This is a genomic window from Pseudomonas sp. GM24, from assembly GCF_000282235.1.
Lineage (GTDB): Bacteria > Pseudomonadota > Gammaproteobacteria > Pseudomonadales > Pseudomonadaceae > Aquipseudomonas.
In genome coordinates, this window is the sequence record NZ_AKJR01000392.1 from 1 (window position 1) to 19275 (window position 19275).

Genomic DNA, 19275 nt, shown 5'->3' on the forward strand with positions numbered 1-19275 from the left:
GCTGCTGACCCGCGAGTACGAAGCCCCGGTCGGTGAAGTCGAAACCGTCATTGCCGGTATCTGGGCCGAGTTGCTGAAAGTCGAGCGAGTAGGGCGCTTTGATCACTTCTTCGAACTGGGCGGCCATTCATTGCTGGCGGTCAATCTGGTTGCGCGCATGCGCCGGGCCGGGCTGTCGGCGGACATTCGCGTGCTGTTCGGCCAACCGACGCTGGCCGCACTGGCGGCGGCAGTAGGCGGGGAACCCGCAGCAGCGGTGCCGGCAAATCTGATTCCAGCCGATTGCCCGCGCATCACGCCCGAACTGCTGCCACTGGTGACGCTGGATCAAGCAACGATCGACCGCATCGTCGCGAGTGTCCCCGGCGGTGCGCGCAATGTTCAAGACATCTACCCGCTGGCACCTTTGCAGACCGGCATTCTGTTCCATCATCTTTCGGCTGCGCAGGGTGATCCGTATGTGCTGCAGGCGCAGTTTGCCTTTGCTGACGAGCAGCGTTTACAGGTATTCACCGAGGCACTGCAACGGGTGATCGAGCGTCATGACATTCTGCGCACCTCGCTGTTCTGGGAGGGTCTGGAAGAGCCGGTGCAAGTGGTCTGGCGTGAGGCTTCGCTGAGCTGTGAGGCCTTGCAGCTGGACGCCGAAGCGGGCGATGCGCTGAGCCAGTTGCACAGACGCTTCACCATCGATAACTACCGCATGCCCGTCACCGAGGCGCCGCTGATGCGCGTGGTGTACAGCCGTGATGCCGTCAATCAACGGGTGGTGGCGTTGTTGTTGTTCCATCATTTGGTCATGGATCACGTGGCGCTCGAGGTGTTGCAGCACGAGATGCAGGCGTTTCTGCTGGGCAACGCCGGGCAACTGAGCGAGCCAGTGCCGTATCGCAACTACGTGGCGCACACCCGCGCCGGGCTGAGCGCGCAAGAGCACGAAAGCTTCTTCCGCGAAATGCTCGGCGCGATCGATGAGCCGACCTTGCCCTATGGTCAGAATCTGGCCCATGACGGTCCCGCGCAGGAAGCGCAGTTGACGCTGGAAAACACACTCAGCCACAGCGTAAGGCAACAGGCGCGGCGCTTGGGTGTCAGCGCCGCCAGCCTGATGCACCTCGCCTGGGCGCAGGTGCTGGGGCAATTGTCCGGGCGCGACGCCGTGGTTTTTGGCACGGTTTTGCTTGGCAGATTGCAGGGCGGCGAAGGAGCGGAGCGGGCGCTGGGTGTGTTCATCAACACCTTGCCGCTGTGCATCGAGCTCAATGCGCACAGCGTTAAAGGGGCGGCGCTGGCGACCCATCAACGCTTGAGTCAGTTGCTTGCTCACGAGCACGCGCAACTGGCGCAGGTGCAGCAGTGCAGCGCGATGCCGGCGGGTACGCCGCTGTTCAGCACGCTGCTCAACTATCGTCACAGCGCCCCGGTCGGGCCGATATCCGCCGAGGTGCAAGCGGCGTGGCACGGGATGCAATTGCTCGATGCCGAGGAACACACCAACTATCGCCTGACCCTCAGCGTTGACGATCTTGGCGAAGATTTCGGCTTGAAGGTATTGGCCGGGGCTGGGATTGATGCACAGCGAATCTGCGGGTACATGCAGGGTGCATTGATGACTTTGCTGAACGCGCTGGAGCACACGCCGCACGCGGGGTTTGATCGGTTGTCGGTAGTCAGCGCCGAAGAACGTCATCAGTTACTGGTCGAGTTCAACGCCACACAACGCGAGTATCCGCAGGCGCTAACAGTGCACGCGTTGTTTGAGGGGCAAGTGGCGGCGCAACCGCAAGCGGTGGCCGCGGTGCACGGTGAGCAATCGTTGAGTTACTTTGAACTCAATGCGCAGGCCAACCGTCTGGCCCATCAGTTGATCGCGCAAGGCGTCCAGCCGGGCGACCACGTGGCTATATTGTTGCCACGTTCGCTGACGCTGCTGGTCGCACAACTGGCAATCGCCAAGTGCGCGGCGGCCTATGTGCCGCTGGACATCCATGCGCCGAGCGAGCGGCAGTCGTTCATGGTCGATGACTGCCAGGCTGTGGCACTGTTGACCTTGAGCGGTGAAGTCATCGACTACGCCGTCCGGCGCATCGATCTGGATACGTTGTCGCTGGATGAGCAATCAACGCAAAACCCGAACCTTTCGCAAACCTCGGAATCGCTGGCGTACATCATGTACACCTCCGGTTCCACGGGCACACCGAAAGGCGTGATGGTGCCGCACCGAGGCATCGGCCGGTTGGTGATCAACAACGGTTATGCCGATTTCAACCCGCAGGATCGGGTGGTGTTTGCCTCCAATCCAGCGTTCGACGCCAGCACCATGGACATCTGGGGGCCATTGCTCAATGGCGGTCGCGTCGTGGTCATCGACCATCAGACGCTGCTCGACCCGAACGCTTTCGGCCGTGAATTGAGTGCTCGCGGGGCGACGATCCTGTTCGTCACCACCGCGCTGTTCAACCAGTACGTGCAACTGATTCCGCAGGCGCTCAAAGGCTTGCGTATGCTGTTGTGTGGCGGCGAGCGGGGCGATCCAGCGGCGTTCCGGCAGTTACTGGCAGAGGCGCCAGCGCTGCGTATCGTGCACTGCTACGGTCCGACCGAAACCACTACATACGCGACCACCTTCGAGGTGCGCGAAGTCTCGGAAAACGCCGAGAGCGTGCCGATTGGCGGGCCGATCGGCAACACGCAGGTTTACCTGTTGGATGCCCATCAACAACCGGTGCCGATGGGCGTGACCGGTGAGTTGTATATCGGCGGTGAGGGTGTGGCGCTGGGCTATCTGAACCGGCCGGATCTGACTGCCGAGAAATTCCTTCGCGATCCATTCAGCGATAAACCCGGCGCGCTTCTGTACCGTACGGGCGACCTCGCGCGTTGGCTGGCGCCGGGGCAACTCGATTGCATCGGACGGAACGACGATCAGGTGAAGATTCGCGGCTTCCGTATCGAGCTGGGCGAAATCGAAAACCACCTGCTCAGCTGTGCCGGGGTCAAGGAAGCGGTTGTGCTGGCTCGCCAGGACAGTCAACAAACTACGCGTCTGGTGGCGTATTACACCGCTCACGCTGAACAGCTGGACAGCGCCGGGCTACACAAGCAGTTGCAAGCACGACTGCCGGAATACATGGTGCCGTCAGCGTGGGTGCAACTGGATAGGTTGCCGCTGAACAACAATGGCAAGGTTGATCGCAAAGCCTTGCCCAAGCCTGACGACGCTACGTTACTCAGCCGCGAATACACAGCACCACAAGGTGAGCTGGAAACCGCACTGGCGCAGATCTGGGCCGAAGTGCTGCAAGTCGAGCAGGTCGGCCGTCACGATCATTTCTTCGAACTCGGCGGTCATTCGCTGTTGGCGATGCGCATGGTTTCGCTGATCCGTCAGCGCCTCGGCGTCGAACTGGCGCTGAGTGATCTGTTTGCCGATGCGCAATTGAGTGCGGTTGCTGAAGTATTGAGCCGCGCCGGGCGCAGCGCGCTAGCGGACATTGTGCCTGCACCGCGTGATCGACCGCTGCCGATGTCCTTTGCCCAGCAACGTCTGTGGTTCCTCGCGCAAATGGCCGGTGGCAACTCGGCGTACAACATTCCTCTCGGCCTGCGCCTGCGCGGTCACCTCGACGACGACGCCCTGCAAGCGGCGCTGGCACGGATTGTCGCTCGTCACGAAACCCTGCGCAGCCGTTTCATCCGCCTCGACGACACTGCGCAGGTATCGATTGCCCCGGTCGACAGCGGTTTGCTTTTGCGCGTGGACGACCTGCGCCAAGCCTTGCAAGCCGAGCTCACCTTGCAGGGATTGATGGCGCAGGAAGCCTCGACAGCGTTTGATCTGCAGAATGATTCGCTGATTCGTGGGCGACTGGTGCGCTTGGCCGACGATCATCATGTGCTGTTGCTGACCGTGCACCACATCGTCGCCGATGGCTGGTCGATGGGCGTGCTGACGGCTGAGTTGATGGCGTTGTATCAAGCGTTCAGCCAGGGTCAGCCTGATCCGCTGCCAGCGCTGACGCTGCAATATGGCGACTACGCCGTGTGGCAGCGCCGCTGGCTCAGCGAGGAGGTGCTGCGGCGGCAAAGCGAGTACTGGCAGCAAACCCTCGACGGTGCGCCGGCCGTGTTGACGCTGCCCACCGATCGCCCGCGTCCGGCACAACAGGATTACACCGGCGGCAACGTCGACGTGCTGCTGGACCCGCGCCTGAGCGCGGGGCTCAAGGCCTTGAGCCAACGTCACGGCGTGACCCTGTTCATGACCATGATGAGCGCCTGGGCGCTGCTGATGAGTCGTCTGTCCGGGCAAACCGATGTGGTGATCGGTACGCCGGTGGCCAATCGCACTCGCACAGAAGTCGAAGGCCTGATTGGCATGTTCGTCAATACGCTGGCCTTGCGCATCGACACCTCGGGCGCGGTGAACGTCGAAGCGCTACTGGCGCGGGTCAAGGCGCAGACACTGGCGGCGCAGGCGCATCAGGATCTGCCGTTCGAGCAAGTGGTGGAAATCGCCCGGCCGCTGCGCAGCCTGGCGCACAGCCCGCTGTTCCAGACCACGCTGAACTGGGACAGCAGCGTCGGCCCGCAACTGGCGTTGGCTGATCTGACGCTGGAGGGCGTGGCCGGGCCGGGCGATGTCGCCAAGTTTGACCTGACGCTGACACTGGGCGAGGTCAATGGAGCGATTCGCGGCACGCTGAACTACGCCACGGCGCTGTTCGATGCGCTGACGATCAAGCGTTATATCGGCTACTTCGAACGTCTGCTCGAAGCGATGATTGGCGGTGAGCAAACGGTACTGGAACAGGTACCGTTGCTGGCGGCGGATGAGCGCCAGCGTTTGCTGTACGACTTCAACGCCACGGTGCGTGACTACCCGCAAACACTGACCGTGCACGGGATTTTCCAGCAGCAGGCGGCGGCGCATCCCAAAGCGGTGGCGGCGGTGCATGGCGCGCATTCGCTGAGTTACTTTGAGCTGAATGCCCAAGCCAACCGCCTGGCCCATCATCTGATCGCCCACGGCGTGCAGCCGGGCGATCACGTGGCGATCCTGCTGCCACGTTCGCTGGAGTTGCTGGTCGCGCAACTGGCCATTGCCAAATGCGCGGCGGCCTACGTGCCGCTGGACATCAACGCACCGAGCGAGCGCCAGGCGTTCATGGTTGAGGATTGCCGAGCGGTGGCGCTGTTGACCCTCAGCAGCGAAGTCATCGACTACACCGCACCGCGCATCGATCTGGACACGCTGACCCTCAACGGCCAGCCGACGCACAACCCCAACCTGGTGCAGTCCTCCGAAATGCTGGCGTACATCATGTACACCTCCGGCTCGACCGGCACGCCGAAAGGGGTGATGGTGCCGCACCGGGGCATCGGCCGCTTGGTGCTCAACAACGGTTATGCCGATTTCAATGCGCAGGATCGTGTGGTCTTCGCCTCGAACCCGGCGTTCGATGCGAGCACCATGGACATCTGGGGGCCGCTGCTCAATGGCGGTCGCGTGGTGATCATCGACCATCAAACGCTGCTTGATCCGAATGCCTTCGGCCGTGAACTGAGTGCCAGTGGCGCGACGATCCTGTTCGTCACCACCGCGCTGTTCAACCAATACGTGCAACTGATCCCGCAGGCGCTCAAGGGCCTGCGGATGCTGCTGTGCGGCGGTGAGCGTGGCGATCCGGCGGCGTTCCGGCGACTGCTGGCCGAGGCCCCGGCATTGCGCATCGTGCATTGCTACGGCCCGACCGAAACCACCACGTACGCCACGACATTCGAAGTGCGTGAAGTGGCGGAAAACGCCGAGAGCGTGCCGATTGGCGGACCGATCGGCAACACGCAGGTGTACGTGCTCGACGCGTATCAGCAACCGGTGCCGATGGGCGTGACCGGCGAGCTGTACATCGGCGGGCAGGGCGTGGCGCTGGGTTACCTGAACCGGCCGGATCTGACCGCCGAGAAATTCCTCCGCGATCCGTTCAGCGAGACGCCGGGCGCGTTGCTTTATCGCACCGGTGACCTCGCGCGCTGGCTGGCGCCGGGACAACTCGATTGCATCGGCCGCAACGATGATCAGGTGAAGATTCGTGGTTTCCGCATCGAGCTGGGAGAAATCGAGAGTCGCCTGCTGAACTGCGCGGGGATCAGGGAAGCCGTGGTGCTGGCGCGCCGCGACGGCCAGGACGCCACGCGTCTGGTGGCGTATTACACGGCACACGATGGCGTCTTGGACAGCGCTGAACTGCACGCTCAGTTGCACGCACGCCTGCCGGAATACATGGTGCCCACCGCGTGGGTGCAACTCGATGTGTTACCACTGAATAACAACGGCAAGGTTGACCGCAAGGCACTGCCGGCACCGACCCAGGAGGCGCTGCTCAGTCGGGTCTACGAGGCGCCGGCCAATCCACTGGAAATCAGCCTCGCACAGGTCTGGGCCGAGGTGTTGCAGGTCGAACAGGTCGGCCGTCACGACAACTTCTTCGAACTCGGCACCTTCTTCGAACTCGGCGGCCATTCATTGCTGGCCATGCGCATGCTCTCCCAGGTGCGCCAGCAATTGGGCGTGGAGCTGGCGCTGGCTGATCTGTTTGCCAATCCGGAATTGGCGGCGGTCGCCAACGTATTGAGTCAGGCCGAACGCAGCAGCTTGCCGCCGATTCTGCCGGCGCCGCGCGATCAGGCGCTGCCGCTGTCGTTCGCCCAGCAACGCTTGTGGTTCCTCGCGCAGATGGGCGGCGGTAATACCGCTTACAACATTCCCTTGGGCCTGCATTTGCGTGGACGACTCGACGCAGAGGCGCTGCACCGGGCATTGGCGCGGATCGTCGCGCGTCACGAAAGCCTGCGCAGTCGATTCGCGCAATTGAACGACGAAGCACAGGTGCTGATTGCCCCGGTCGACAGTGGCCTGTCGCTGATTGAGGAGGATTGGCGACAACAGCCGCAGACCGACGAGGCCTTGCGTGCGCTGATCGAAACTGAAGCGCGCGGACCGTTCAATTTGCAGGACGGTCCGTTGATTCGCGGACGGTTGCTGCGTCTGGCCGATGAGCACCATGTGCTGTTGTTGACGATGCACCACATCATCTCCGACGGCTGGTCGATGGGCGTGCTGACCCGTGAATTGATGGCGCTGTATCAGGCGTTCAGTCACGGCGAGGACGATCCGCTGCCGCCGCTGGCCTTGCAATACGCCGACTACGCGGTGTGGCAGCGGCGCTGGCTCAGCGGCGAGGTGCTGCAGCGTCAAAGCGACTATTGGCAGCAGACCTTGGCCGGCGCTCCGGCGTTGCTGAGCCTGCCGACGGACCGTCCGCGTCCGGCGCAACAGGATCACCACGGCGGCAGTGTCGAGATCGTGCTGGACGAGCAGACCAGCGCCGGCCTGAAGGCGTTGTGTCAGCGTCATGCCGTGACACCGTACATGGTGCTCATGAGCGCCTGGGCAATGTTGCTCGCGCGCCTGTCCGGGCAGTCCGATGTGGTCATTGGCTCGCCGGTAGCCAACCGTACCCGCGCCGAGATCGAAGGGCTGATCGGCATGTTCGTCAACACCTTGGCGCTGCGCATCGATACCTCGGGCGATCTGACCGGTGCGGCGCTGCTGGCGCGGGTCAAGGTGCAGACTCTGGCCGCGCAGGCGCATCAGGATCTGCCGTTCGAACACGTGGTGGAAATCACCCGACCGCTGCGCAGCCTTTCCCACACACCGTTGTTCCAGACCCTGGTGTGCTGGGACAGCAGCGTGGCGCCCGCCCTGGCACTGGACGGTCTCACGCTGGAAGGCGTGGCCGGGGAAAATCACTTTGTGAAGTTCGACCTGTCGCTGAGCCTCGGTGAGAACCCGCAAGGCATCCGTGGCGCGCTGCGCTACGCCACGGCGTTGTTCGATGAGTCGACCGTGCGGCGTTTTGTCGGTTACTTGCAGCGCTTGCTGGCGGCGCTGGTCAGTGATGATCAGGCGCTGTTGGCGCAGGTCAACCTGCTTGCGCCGGAAGAGCAGCAGCGCTTGCTCGGCGATTTCAACGCAACGGCGGTTGATTGCCCGGTCGAGCAACCGATCCAGAGCCTGTTTGAAGCACAGGTACGTCGTCAGCCGGACGCCATCGCCGTGCAGTCGGGCGAACACAGCCTGACGTATCGCGAGCTGAACACGCGTGCCAACCGTCTTGCGCACCATTTGCGCGAGCAGGGCGTGGGGCCGGATGCGCGAGTGGCGCTGTGTGTAGAGCGTGGGCTTGATCTGGTGGTGGGGTTGCTCGGCATTCTCAAGGCCGGTGGTGCTTATGTGCCGCTGGATCCGGCTTATCCGGCGGAGCGCCTGGACTTTATGCTCAGGGACTGCGCGCCGGTGGCGGTGCTGGTGCAGACGGCCACCCGTGCGCTGTTTGCCGGGACCGACGTGGCCGTGATCGACTTTGACCAATGCAGCTGGCACGAGCAAGCGGAGAGCAATCCGCAGGTGCCCGGCCTGACCCCTGCGAATCTGGCGTACATGATCTACACCTCGGGTTCGACCGGCACACCGAAAGGCGTAATGCTCGAGCATCGCGGCCTGTGCAATCTGGTGCATTGGGGCTCGCAGATTTGCCCGCCGAGCACGGACGGCGCGCTGTTGCAAAAAGCGCCGTTCAGTTTCGATGGTTCGGTGTGGGAGTTCTTCTGGCCGCTGACCGCCGGTGTGCGTCTGGTGCTGGCACGGCCGGGCGGCCATCGGGAACCGGCGTATCTGGCGCAAGTGATTCGTCAGCAACGTGTGACGGTGGTCAAGTTTGTGCCGGCGCTGTTGCAGCAGTTTGTTGAACTGCAGGATGTCAGTGAATGCACCAGCCTCACCGATGTGTTCTGCGGTGGCGGCGAACTCACCGCGGCGCTGGCCGCTGCTGTGCGCCAGCACCTGCCGTGGGTGCGCCTGCATAACGTGTATGGCCCGACCGAAGCCACGGTTGACAGCACGGCGTGGACCCTGGAACCGCACATGCCGGTGCCAACGTCTGAATTGCCGATCGGCAAAGCCATCTGCAACACGCGTCTGTATGTACTCGATGCCCATGACCAACCGGTGCCGCTCGGCGTCATTGGCCAGTTGCACATCGGCGGCATCGGCGTGGCGCGCGGTTACATGGGGCTGCCGCAGATGCAGGCCGAGCGCTTTATCGACAGTCCGTTTGTGGCCGGTGATCGCCTGTACCGCACCGGCGATCTGGTGCGATACCGCGCTGACGGCAACCTCGAATTCCTCGGGCGCGACGACTTCCAGGTCAAGCTGCATGGCTTGCGTCTGGAACTCGGTGAAATCGAAGCGCGGTTGATCCAGCACCCGGATGTGCGCGAGGTGGTCGTGCTGATGCGCGACGAGCGTCTGGTCGCGTATTTCACGGTGCGCGAGGGCAGTGCAGCGCCCACGATCGACACGCTGCGCGCGTTCATCCTCGAACAATTACCCGAGTACATGGTGCCGGGCGCGTTTGTTGCGCTCGACGTTTTACCGTTGAGTCCCAACGGCAAGATCGACCGTCAGGCGCTGCCGGCACCGGGCATCGACGCGGTGCTCAGCCGCCACTACGAAGCGCCGCAAGGCGAGGTCGAAAGCTTGCTCGCGCAGGTCTGGGGTGAAGTGCTGAATGTCGAGCGGGTCGGACGTCACGACAACTTCTTTGAGTTGGGCGGGCATTCGCTGTTGGCGATTCGTCTGGTCAACCTGCTGCAACGTGCGGGGCAGCAGGTGACGCTGGCGCAGTTGTTCCAGCGGCCGAGTGTCGAGTCGCTGGCGGCGCTGCTCAGTCAGCACCATGCCGTGCCCGCACAGCCGGAAGGACTGGTCGTGGTGCGACCGGGCGAAGGCGGCAATGCGCTGTTCCTGATCCATGAATTCAGCGGTCGGGACGTGTATTTCCCGGCATTGGGCCTGCATATCGAGGGCGAGTTTCCGATTTACGGTTTGCCCGGTGTGCCGCTGGGGCAGCCGCAACTGCGTACCCTTGAATGCATGGCCGCGCGGATGGTCGGGATCATCCGCTCGGTGCAGCCGCATGGGCCGTATCGTCTGGCCGGGTGGTCGTTTGGCGGCTTGCTGGCGTATGAAATCGCCCAGCAATTGCTCGGTCTCGATGAGGCGGTAGCGTTTGTCGGCCTGCTCGATACCTACGCGCCACATCCGGCCAGTCAGGATAAAACCCGCTGGAGCGGCGCGCATCGCGACAAGCGTCAATTGCTTGAACACTGCCGCGCGCGTTCGCAGATGCGTGGAGAAGAAGGGCTGCCAGCGATGGCTGAGGTCGAGCGGCTGGAGGCTGAAGTCGAGCTCATCGCCTTCGATGAACTGTTCCAGCGCTGCTGCGAACAGCAATTGCCTGACCCGGAACTGGCCGCACTGAGCGCAGCGGATGCCTGGAGTTACTTTGATCGTGAGGCCGCTCATGGCCTGGCGCTGGCGCATTACCGGGTCAGCCCGGCCAGCCAGCCGGTGCACTTGTTCCGCGCTCAGGCACTGATGCCGGGGCAGGCACAGCCGAGTCCGAGCCGTGGCTGGGAGAACAAGGTCGGTACAGGTTTGCTGCGCTGCATCGATGTGCCAGGGGATCACCGCAGCATGATGAAAAACCCGGATGTCCAGGCACTCGGCCAGGCCTTGAGTCAGGCCATGGCCGCTGCGCAGGCCCCGCAACCACAGGCTTATCAACCCGTGTTGACGATCCAGAGCGGGCACGCCGGGCATGCGCCGATCTTTTGCGTGCCGGGGGCGGGCGACAGTGTCACCGGGTTCATTCACCTCACCGAAGCCTTAGGCCCGGAATGGCCGATCTTTGGTCTGCAACCGCGCGGGCTCGATGGCAGCGGCGTGCCGCACAGTCAGGTGGAAGCGGCGGCGAGGTGTTATCTGCAAGCCGTCGAGCAGTTGTATCCGCAAGGTCCGGTGCACTTGATCGGCCATTCGTTCGGCGGTTGGGTCGCGCATGCCATGGCCGCGCAGTTGCAGGCGACCGGGCGTGAGGTAGCGTCGTTGACCCTGATCGACAGCGAAGCCCCCGGTGGCAATGGCACGGCGGGCAAACCGTATACGACTACCGCCGCGCTGGAACGCTTGATCGAGACGCTGCAACTGTCCAGCGGCAAGTCGTTGGGCATCGATCCGCTGGCGTTCGCCGAGGCTGACGACACCACGCAAATGCGCCTGTTGCACGAGGGCATGGTGCGCGCCGGTGTGTTGTCTGCGCGTTCGTCAGCGCAGGCCATGCACGGCCCGGTGCGCACCTTCGCCACAGCCTTGCGCACGGTCTATCAACCGCAACTGGCCTACAGCGGGCCGGTGCGGCTGGCGCTGGTCGATGACCCGACGCTGGATGCGTGGGGCAATCAGCGCGAGCAAGCGGCGATGGTCGAAGGCTGGCAGCGTCAGGTGACGGATCTGGCGGTGTGGTACGGGCCGGGCAACCACTTCACGATTCTCAAGGCGCCCAACGTCTTCAGTCTCGCGGCGTGGTGGCATGACGGCCTGAAAGTGCCGGCCGGCCAAGTGGTTTCCTGATTGTTGTTTATCTACCAGAGCCCGGCCGCTGGCCGGGCTCACCCCTGAACGGACTTGTGGTCATTTATGGAAAAGTCGAAGTTGCGCAAAGTCGGTATGGGTCTGGCGCTAGTGGCAGTAGCGGGATTGGCGTTCTACGCGGTGCAAGCACCGGCCGAGGCGCCGCAATACCTGACCGCGCCTGTGGAGCGCGGTGATATTGAAAACGCGGTGCTGGCCACCGGGTTGCTCGAAGGCATCAAACAAGTGGACGTCGGTGCGCAGGTGTCCGGGCAATTGAAGTCGCTCAAGGTCAAGGTTGGCGACAAGGTAAAGAAGGGGCAGTGGCTGGCGGAAATCGATCCGCTGGTGCTGCAGAACACCCTGCGTCAGGCCCAGGTCGATGAGGAGAACCTGCAAGCGCAGAAACGCGCCACTCAGGCTCAACTGAGGCAGACCAAAGCGATTTACGAGCGCTACAAGAACCTGCAGGACGACGCGTCGATCTCGCGCCAGGATTTCGAAAATGCCGAGTCGAACTATCAGGTACAACAGGCCAACCTGATGTCGCTGGACGCGCAGATCAAAAGTGCGCACATCCAGATCGACACGGCCAAGGTCAATCTGGCGTATACGCGGATTGTCGCGCCGATCGATGGCGATGTGGTCGGCGTGGTCACTCAGGAAGGCCAGACGGTGATCGCCAGCCAACTGGCGCCGGTCCTGCTGAAACTGGCGGATCTGGACACCATGACGGTCAAGGCGCAGGTGTCCGAAGCCGATGTGATTCACATTGCCCCGGGGCAGGAGGTGTATTTCACCATTCTCGGTGAGGACAAACGCTACTACGCGAAACTGCGCGGCACCGACCCGGCGCCGCAGAACTTTCTTGAAACACCGCCCGCCGGCACGCCAAAGCAAAGCAGCGCGGTGTTCTACAACGCCTTGTTCGAGGTGCCGAACCCCGACCATCGTTTGCGCATATCGATGACCGCGCAGGTGCGCATTATCCTCGACACCGCCAAGGCTGTGCTGACCGTGCCGGTCGCGGCGCTTGGCCCGCGCAACGCCGATGGCAGTTTTCCGGTACGGGTGCTCGACGCCAAGGGCCACGCGCAATCGCGCAATGTGCAAACCGGGATCAACAACAACGTCAAAGTGCAGATCAATGCCGGGCTGGCGGAAGGCGATCGCGTAGTCATCGGTGATCCGCTGACGAATGTGGCGGGGGCCTGAGCATGACCGAGCCACTGCTACAGCTCACCGGTATCACCCGCAGTTTCACCGCCGGTGACCGCGAATTTCTCGCGCTGAACAACATCAATCTGACGATCAATGCCGGGGAAATGGTCGCGATCATTGGCGCCTCGGGCTCGGGCAAATCGACCCTGATGAACATCCTCGGTTGCCTCGATTACGCCACTGCCGGCAGCTACAAGATCAACGGCCAGGAAACCCGCGATCTGGACAACCAGGCCCTGGCCGAGCTGCGCCGCGACTACTTCGGTTTCATCTTCCAGCGCTACCACTTGCTGCCGCATTTGAGCGCGATGCACAACGTCGAGATGCCGGCGATTTACGCCGGGACGCCGCAGCTTCAGCGCCACGCCCGCGCCCGCGAGTTGTTGGCGCGACTGGGTCTGGAAGGGCATTTGACGCATCGGCCGAGCCAGCTCTCCGGCGGTCAGCAGCAGCGGGTGAGTATCGCCCGCGCCTTGATGAATGGCGGCGAGGTGATCCTCGCCGATGAGCCGACCGGCGCACTCGACACGGCCAGCGGCAAGGAGGTCATGCGCATCCTGCTGGAGCTGCACGCGGCGGGGCATACGGTGATTCTGGTGACCCACGACCCGAAAGTCGCCGCCAACGCCGAGCGCATCATCGAAGTCAGCGACGGCGAAATCCTCAGCGACCGCACCAACGAGCGCGACACCACGCACCTGCTCAGCGAAGAACCGGTGGCACCGAAAGCGGCTGCGTCACGGCGCCTGGTCGCCAGCCTCGGGCTGTTCAAAGAAGCGTTCGCCATGGCCTGGGTGGCGTTGATTTCCCATCGCATGCGCACCTTGCTGACCATGCTCGGCATCGTCATCGGCATTACTTCCGTGGTGTCGATCTCGGCGGTCGGCGAGGGCGCGAAGAACTACGTGCTCAAGGACATCGCCGCCATCGGCAGCAACACCATTGATGTCTATCCCGGCAGCAGTTACGGCGACAAACGTGCAGCGGCCATCGAAACCCTGACGCCGGCCGATGTCACCGCGCTGAATCAGCTGTATTACGTCGACAGCGCCACGCCAATGATCGGCCGCAGCCTATTGCTGCGCTATCGCAATATCGACCTCGACGCCCAAGTCAACGGCGTCAGCGATCAGTACTTCAAGGTGCGCGGGATCAAAATGGCTGCGGGCATCCCGTTCAGCGAAAGCGATGCGCGGCGCCAGGCGCAGGTGGTGGTCATCGATCACAACACCCGCCAGCGTTTGTTCGGGCAAGACGTGGATCCGTTGGGGCAGGTGATCCTGATCGGCAACCTGCCGTGCACGGTGATCGGCGTGGCCGCGCAGGATAAAAGCCTGTTCGCCTCGGGCAAGACCCTGAATGTCTGGGTGCCTTATGAAACGGCGGCCGGGCGGGTATTGGGCCAGCGTTATCTGGACAGCATCAGCGTGCGCATGAAGGACGGCCAGCCGAGCAAAGTCGTGGAAGAACACGTCACCCAACTGCTGCTGCAACGCCACGGTACCAAGGATTTCTTCACCAACAACCTCGACAGCGTCTTGCAGACCGTGCAGAAAACCAGCCGTTCGCTGGCATTGCTACTGTCGCTGATTGCAGTGATTTCCCTGGTGGTCGGCGGTATCGGGGTGATGAATATCATGCTGGTATCGGTGACCGAGCGGACTCGCGAGATTGGTATTCGCATGGCGGTGGGGGCGCGGCAGTCGGACATTCGTCAGCAGTTTCTGGTGGAGGCGGTGATGGTGTGTCTGTTGGGCGGGGCCATTGGGATTTCCCTGTCGTATGCGATCGGGCATCTGTTTTCGGTGTTTATCAAGGAATGGGAGATGGTGTTTTCGCTGGCGTCGGTGCTGACGGCGGTGGTGTGCTCGACGTTGATCGGGATTGTGTTCGGGTTTGTGCCGGCGCGGAATGCTTCGCGGCTTGATCCGATTGAGGCGTTGGCGCGGGATTAAAAGCGAACCCTCTCCCAGAGGGAGAGGGGACTGACCGCGGTGTTCTTTCGAGGTGCGCCGACCTGGAATATCGCGTCGAACTCAGGCTCGAAAACTACACAAATCTGCTCCCTTTCCCCCTCGCCCCCTTGGGGGAGAGGGCTGGGGTGAGGGGGTAGCGATCCAGAGCCGTGCACAAAACCCACGTTTATCACGCCGCACTCGATCCCAACGCCTCCAACGGCGAATACATCCAGCGCATCAACGAATGCCGCCCGCTGATGCCCAATTTGATCGCCGCGCGTTTCAGATAGCTCTCCACGGTGTTGACCTTCAACGCCAACTGCTCGGCCAGTTCCGGCGCCGTGCGGCCGGCGAGCAGGCCGACGCACACTTCGGTTTCGCGATTCGACAGGCTCAGCCCCAGTTGCTCCAGGCGCTCGTCAAAGCGCAGGCGCAAGGTTTCCAGGCCGCTGCCTTCGGCTGTTTCGGACGGGGTTTGCGGTTCAAGGGTGGCCGGTTGCAGGGCGTTGATGTGTTTTTCCACCATCGGCAGCAGTACCGGGGAGATGTCCTGCAACAGGCTGCGCTCATGCGCGGAAAAGCGCTGCGACTCGCCGTTGCGGTATACCGAAATCACGTAGCGGTAGCCATCCTTGCGCCGGGTCAGGTGCAGTTGCGAGGCGTCCGCGCTGGTCGCAGCCGGCGGATTCTGTAAGTGGTGGGCCGCCGCACTGTGTTCGGAAAACACCGTTTCGGCGAGCAGGGCCGGCTCTTTCAGTGGCTCCGGCTCACTGCGGCTCGACGCGCGGCTCACCGGTTCGACACGCATCTGCCGGATGTGCGTGGCGTCTACCGCCAGTTGCGTCAGGATCAGGTCATGCAGCATGCGCGGAAAGTGCCGGCTGCCGGTGCTGGCGATGACCTTGCCGATGTGGGGGAACAAGTGTGAATTCATATGCGTGTCATCCCTGAGAGGCGTTAATTCAAAAACGTCTGCAGCACTGTCGACGATCTCCTTGGTCGACGAAATACCGCAGACTTGGATCCTATCCTAGTACAACGTTTGAGCTTCTGTTTAATGAAGGTGTTATTAGCTAATAACCCTGATTTTGCTGGATTCAATGCGGGAGCGAAGAGAACACCGTCGCTGAATTGTCCTTTTCAGGTTGACGGTGAAACGCGTTTGAACCGATTTATCCCCTTTCGATGCGTCAGTAACCTGTACACAACTTGAACGCAACAACAACTTTCCAACATTGAAAAGGGACGCCCATCATGACCACTCCAACCTACAACCGCCTGAACAAAGACGACGCTATCGTGCTGCTGGTCGACCACCAGACCGGCCTGATTTCTCTGGTGCAGGACTTCTCGCCCAACGAATTCAAGAACAACGTGCTGGCCCTGGCCGATCTGGCCAAGTTCTTCGAACTGCCGACCATCCTCACCACCAGTTTCGAACAAGGCCCGAACGGCCCGCTGGTGCCGGGAATTGAAAGAGATGTTCCCGGATGCGCCGTACATCGCTCGCCCAGGTCAGATCAACGCCTGGGACAACGAAGACTTCGTCAAAGCGATCAAGGCCACCGGGCGCAAGCAGATCATCATTGCCGGTGTGGTCACGGATGTCTGCGTAGCGTTCCCGACCTTGTCGGCGCTGGCAGAAGGGTTTGAGGTGTTTGTGGTCACCGACGCTTCCGGCACCTTCAACACCACCGTGCAACAAGCGGCGTGGAGTCGCATGACCCAGGCCGGTGCACAGATGATGAACTGGTTCTCGGTGGCCTGTGAGCTGCACCGCGACTGGCGCAACGACATTGAAGGCTTGGGCAATCTGCTGTCGCAGCGCATCCCCAACTACCGCAACCTGATGAACAGCTACTCGGCGCTGACCGCACAGCAGAAGTAAGCCGACGTGCTGCAAACGAAAAGCCTGCCCTGAAAAGCAGGCTTTGTCGTGTCTGCACTTTAAAGCGCTGGCAGCGTTGCGATGGGGTTACTTCAGGTTATGGCTGAAGAACTCGGTCAATTTGGCGAAGGGAATCAGGTTGATCCGGTCGTACAAGTCGACATGGCCGGCCCCTGGAATGATCAGCAGCTCTTTGGGTTCGGCCGCGCGCTGGTACGCGTCTTCACTGAACTCGCGGGAGTGCGCCTGAGCACCGGCGATGAACAGCAGCGGGCGCGGGGAGATGCTCTCGATGTCATTGAACGGGTAGAAGTTCATGAACTTCACATTGCTGATCAGCGTCGGCATGGTGGTGGTCTGCGGCGAAGCATCGGCCGGGGTGACCTGGCCACGCGGGGTGCGGTAGAAATCGTAGAACTCGTCCCCCACGGCATTACCGGTGAGTTTGAGCGGTGTGCCGCCGGTGTAGCGGACCGGGCCGCCCCAGGACTGCGCGTCACGCTGCAGCGCCGCCTGTTCAATGATCGATTGGCGTTGCGCTGGCGTGAGCGAATGTTTGAGGCCGTTGCGGTTGGCAGCACCCATGTCGTACATGCTGACGGTGGCAATCGCCTTCAAACGTGGGTCGATCTTGGCGGCGCTGATGGCGAAACTGCCGCTGCCGCAAATACCGATAACACCTATACGTTCGCGATCGACCAGTGAGCGAGTGCCGAGAAAGTCCACCGCCGCGCTGAAGTCTTCGGCATAAATGTCCGGCGCAACCGACTGGCGTGGCAGGCCTTCGCTTTCGCCCCAGAAGGACAAGTCGAACGACAGCGTGACGAAACCCTGTTCCGCCATTTTGGTCGCGTAGAGATTGGCGCTTTGCTCTTTCACTGCGCCCATCGGGTGGCCGACGATGATCGCGGCATTTTTTGACTGTGGGTCAAGGTTCTTCAGGCTGAACAGATTGCCAGCGACCTTCATTCCGTACTGGTTCTTGAAGGTGACCTTTTCCACGGTCACTTTATCGCTGGTGTAGAAGTTGTCTGCGCCGTTCGACATATCGGCTCCCATGGCTGAAAAAGTACTGAAGAGCAGCCCGAAGGCCAAGCAAAAACCTTTCACTGGAATGTCCTTGCGATTGAGGGTTTATTCGTCTGAGCCTGTGCACGAACATTCTCTCGATCAGCGCCTCGGCGCCGAAGTGCATTCCTCTGGATTGCTTGCCTGATCCACTGAATCTGGATTTTTAACGCCACGCGCATCCGCCGCGGCCGTTTGGCGCGGCGCGCAGAGTAGATATGGCGGCGATGAGAGGGCGGGATGGGATATGGATTACGCAGAGGATTCAGTGCTGGCCTCGACCAATCCGCTTTCAGCCTGACGACCGCTGCGCTGGGTTTCCGGAACCCCGACCCCAAGCAACACAACTGCTACTGCCGCAATAGCGGCCAGGGTCAGAAACGCCGCGCTGTAACCAGCCTCCTGCACAACGAACCCGGCGAGGCCGTTGCTCAACGCCGCGCCCAGCCCGAAGACCGTGGTCAGTGCGCCAAGGCTAATGTTGAAGTGCCCGGTGCCCTGCGTGAGGTCTTTGACCATGATCGGAAACAAAGCGCCGAACAGACCCGCGCCGACGCCGTCGAGCATCTGCACAGCGACCAGCCAATAAGCATCGTCCGACAGCGTATAGAGCACACCGCGCAATGGCAGGATCAGAAAACCGGCTAGCAGCAGCGGTTTGCGTCCCCACAGGTCGGCTTTCGCCCCGACCAGTAATGCCGCCGGCACCATCACCAGTTGCGCCGCGACGATGCAGGCCGAGGTCAGCGGCGTGGCCATCTGCAGATTGGCTTGCGCGAGTTTTTGACTCACCAACGGCAACATCGCCGCATTGGCGAGATGGAACAGTGCACAGCAAATGGCGAACAGCAACAGCGGCCGGTTGCTCAGCAGCACCGACAAACCGGAAGGCTGACGATGCCCAGCGTCGGCCGGATCCAGTCCGCGGGCCAGATCATGGTCGATGGCTGCTGGCGAAACGCAGGCGATGGCAATGACACTGGCCAGGGCCATGGCCGCCATTAGATAAAACACCGCCACCGGGCCGAACAGATACGCGAACACCCCGGCCAGCAGGGCGGCGCAGGCATTGCCGGCATGATTGAAGGTTTCGTTGCGCCCGGTTCGCCGCGTGAACGCTCGTGGCCCGGTCATGCCCAGGGTAATTGCGCAAATGGCCGGGGCGAATATAGAAGCGGCCATCGCACTCAGGGTTTGCGTCAACGCCACCCACGTGAAGGACGTCACGAACGGCAGCAGCAGGCAACTGCCGGTCACCAGCAGCGCGGCGATCGCAATCAACGCACGTTTGCGCCGGCTGTTGTCGACCCAGGCGCCGGCCGGCGTCTGGGTGATCAGTGCAGCGACCCCAGCAATGGTCATCACCAGGCCAATGCTGGCCGGCTCCCAGTGATGCACCGCCAGTAAGTAAATGGCCAGATAGGGGCCGAGACCGTCGCGCACGTCGGCGAGGAAAAAATTCAGGCTGTCCAGTGACAGGTTGTTGCGGCGATCGAGGTCAGCGGCCACGGCGGTGTCTTCAATGTTAGAGGTTTGCGGATGGATTCAACCTCAGCAAGCCTAATGACCTGCGGCCGTGAATATAAGTTGCAAGCTGCTGCCGT

6 protein-coding genes and 1 pseudogene are annotated in these 19275 nt (G+C 62.1%); 4 read left to right on the plus strand and 3 right to left on the minus strand.

Translation table 11 applies throughout. The features are described 5' to 3' along the window. The 3 genes from PMI23_RS28565 to PMI23_RS28575 all read left to right on the plus strand — a co-directional run. On the plus strand, positions 1–11536 hold an 11536-nt coding region (locus PMI23_RS28565), incomplete at its 5' end, for a non-ribosomal peptide synthetase (protein WP_042705069.1). A gap of 66 nt (positions 11537–11602) precedes the next feature. Next, the gene (gene macA / locus PMI23_RS28570; RefSeq protein WP_007915987.1) at positions 11603–12751 is read left to right on the plus strand and encodes a macrolide transporter subunit MacA; all 1149 of its coding nucleotides are present in this window, start codon (positions 11603–11605) and stop codon (positions 12749–12751) included. Between the two features lie 2 nt (positions 12752–12753). After that, complete coding sequence (locus PMI23_RS28575) at positions 12754–14712, plus strand: MacB family efflux pump subunit (RefSeq protein WP_007915988.1); 1959 nt, start codon at positions 12754–12756, stop codon at positions 14710–14712. A gap of 190 nt (positions 14713–14902) precedes the next feature. Here the strand turns inward: PMI23_RS28575 and PMI23_RS28585 are convergent, their stop codons facing one another. Then, positions 14903–15649 (minus strand): response regulator transcription factor, encoded by a 747-nt coding sequence (locus tag PMI23_RS28585; protein ID WP_007915994.1) that lies wholly within the window; start codon positions 15647–15649, stop codon positions 14903–14905. Positions 15650–15969: 320 nt separating this feature from the next. On the opposite strand from PMI23_RS28585, the pseudogene ycaC reads away from it, so the two are divergent. Then, positions 15970–16603: pseudogene (gene ycaC, locus PMI23_RS28590) on the plus strand (isochorismate family cysteine hydrolase YcaC). A gap of 87 nt (positions 16604–16690) precedes the next feature. Here ycaC and PMI23_RS28595 read toward each other — a convergent pair. Further along, positions 16691–17713, minus strand: coding sequence for an alpha/beta hydrolase (locus PMI23_RS28595; protein ID WP_007915996.1), 1023 nt, complete (start codon positions 17711–17713; stop codon positions 16691–16693). A gap of 210 nt (positions 17714–17923) precedes the next feature. Next, on the minus strand, positions 17924–19180 hold the full coding sequence (locus PMI23_RS28600; protein WP_007915997.1) for an MFS transporter: 1257 nt from the start codon (positions 19178–19180) through the stop codon (positions 17924–17926). Between the last annotated feature and the right edge of the window lie 95 nt (positions 19181–19275).

What these genes read in the sequence shown, in the direction of transcription:
- macA (WP_007915987.1), top strand. Translation starts at nt 11,603, where the DNA reads ATGGAAAAGTCGAAGTTGCGCAAAGTCGGTATGGGTCTGGCGCTAGTG.
- PMI23_RS28575 (WP_007915988.1), top strand. Translation starts at nt 12,754, where the DNA reads ATGACCGAGCCACTGCTACAGCTCACCGGTATCACCCGCAGTTTCACC.
- PMI23_RS28585 (WP_007915994.1), bottom strand. Translation starts at nt 15,649, where the DNA reads ATGAATTCACACTTGTTCCCCCACATCGGCAAGGTCATCGCCAGCACC.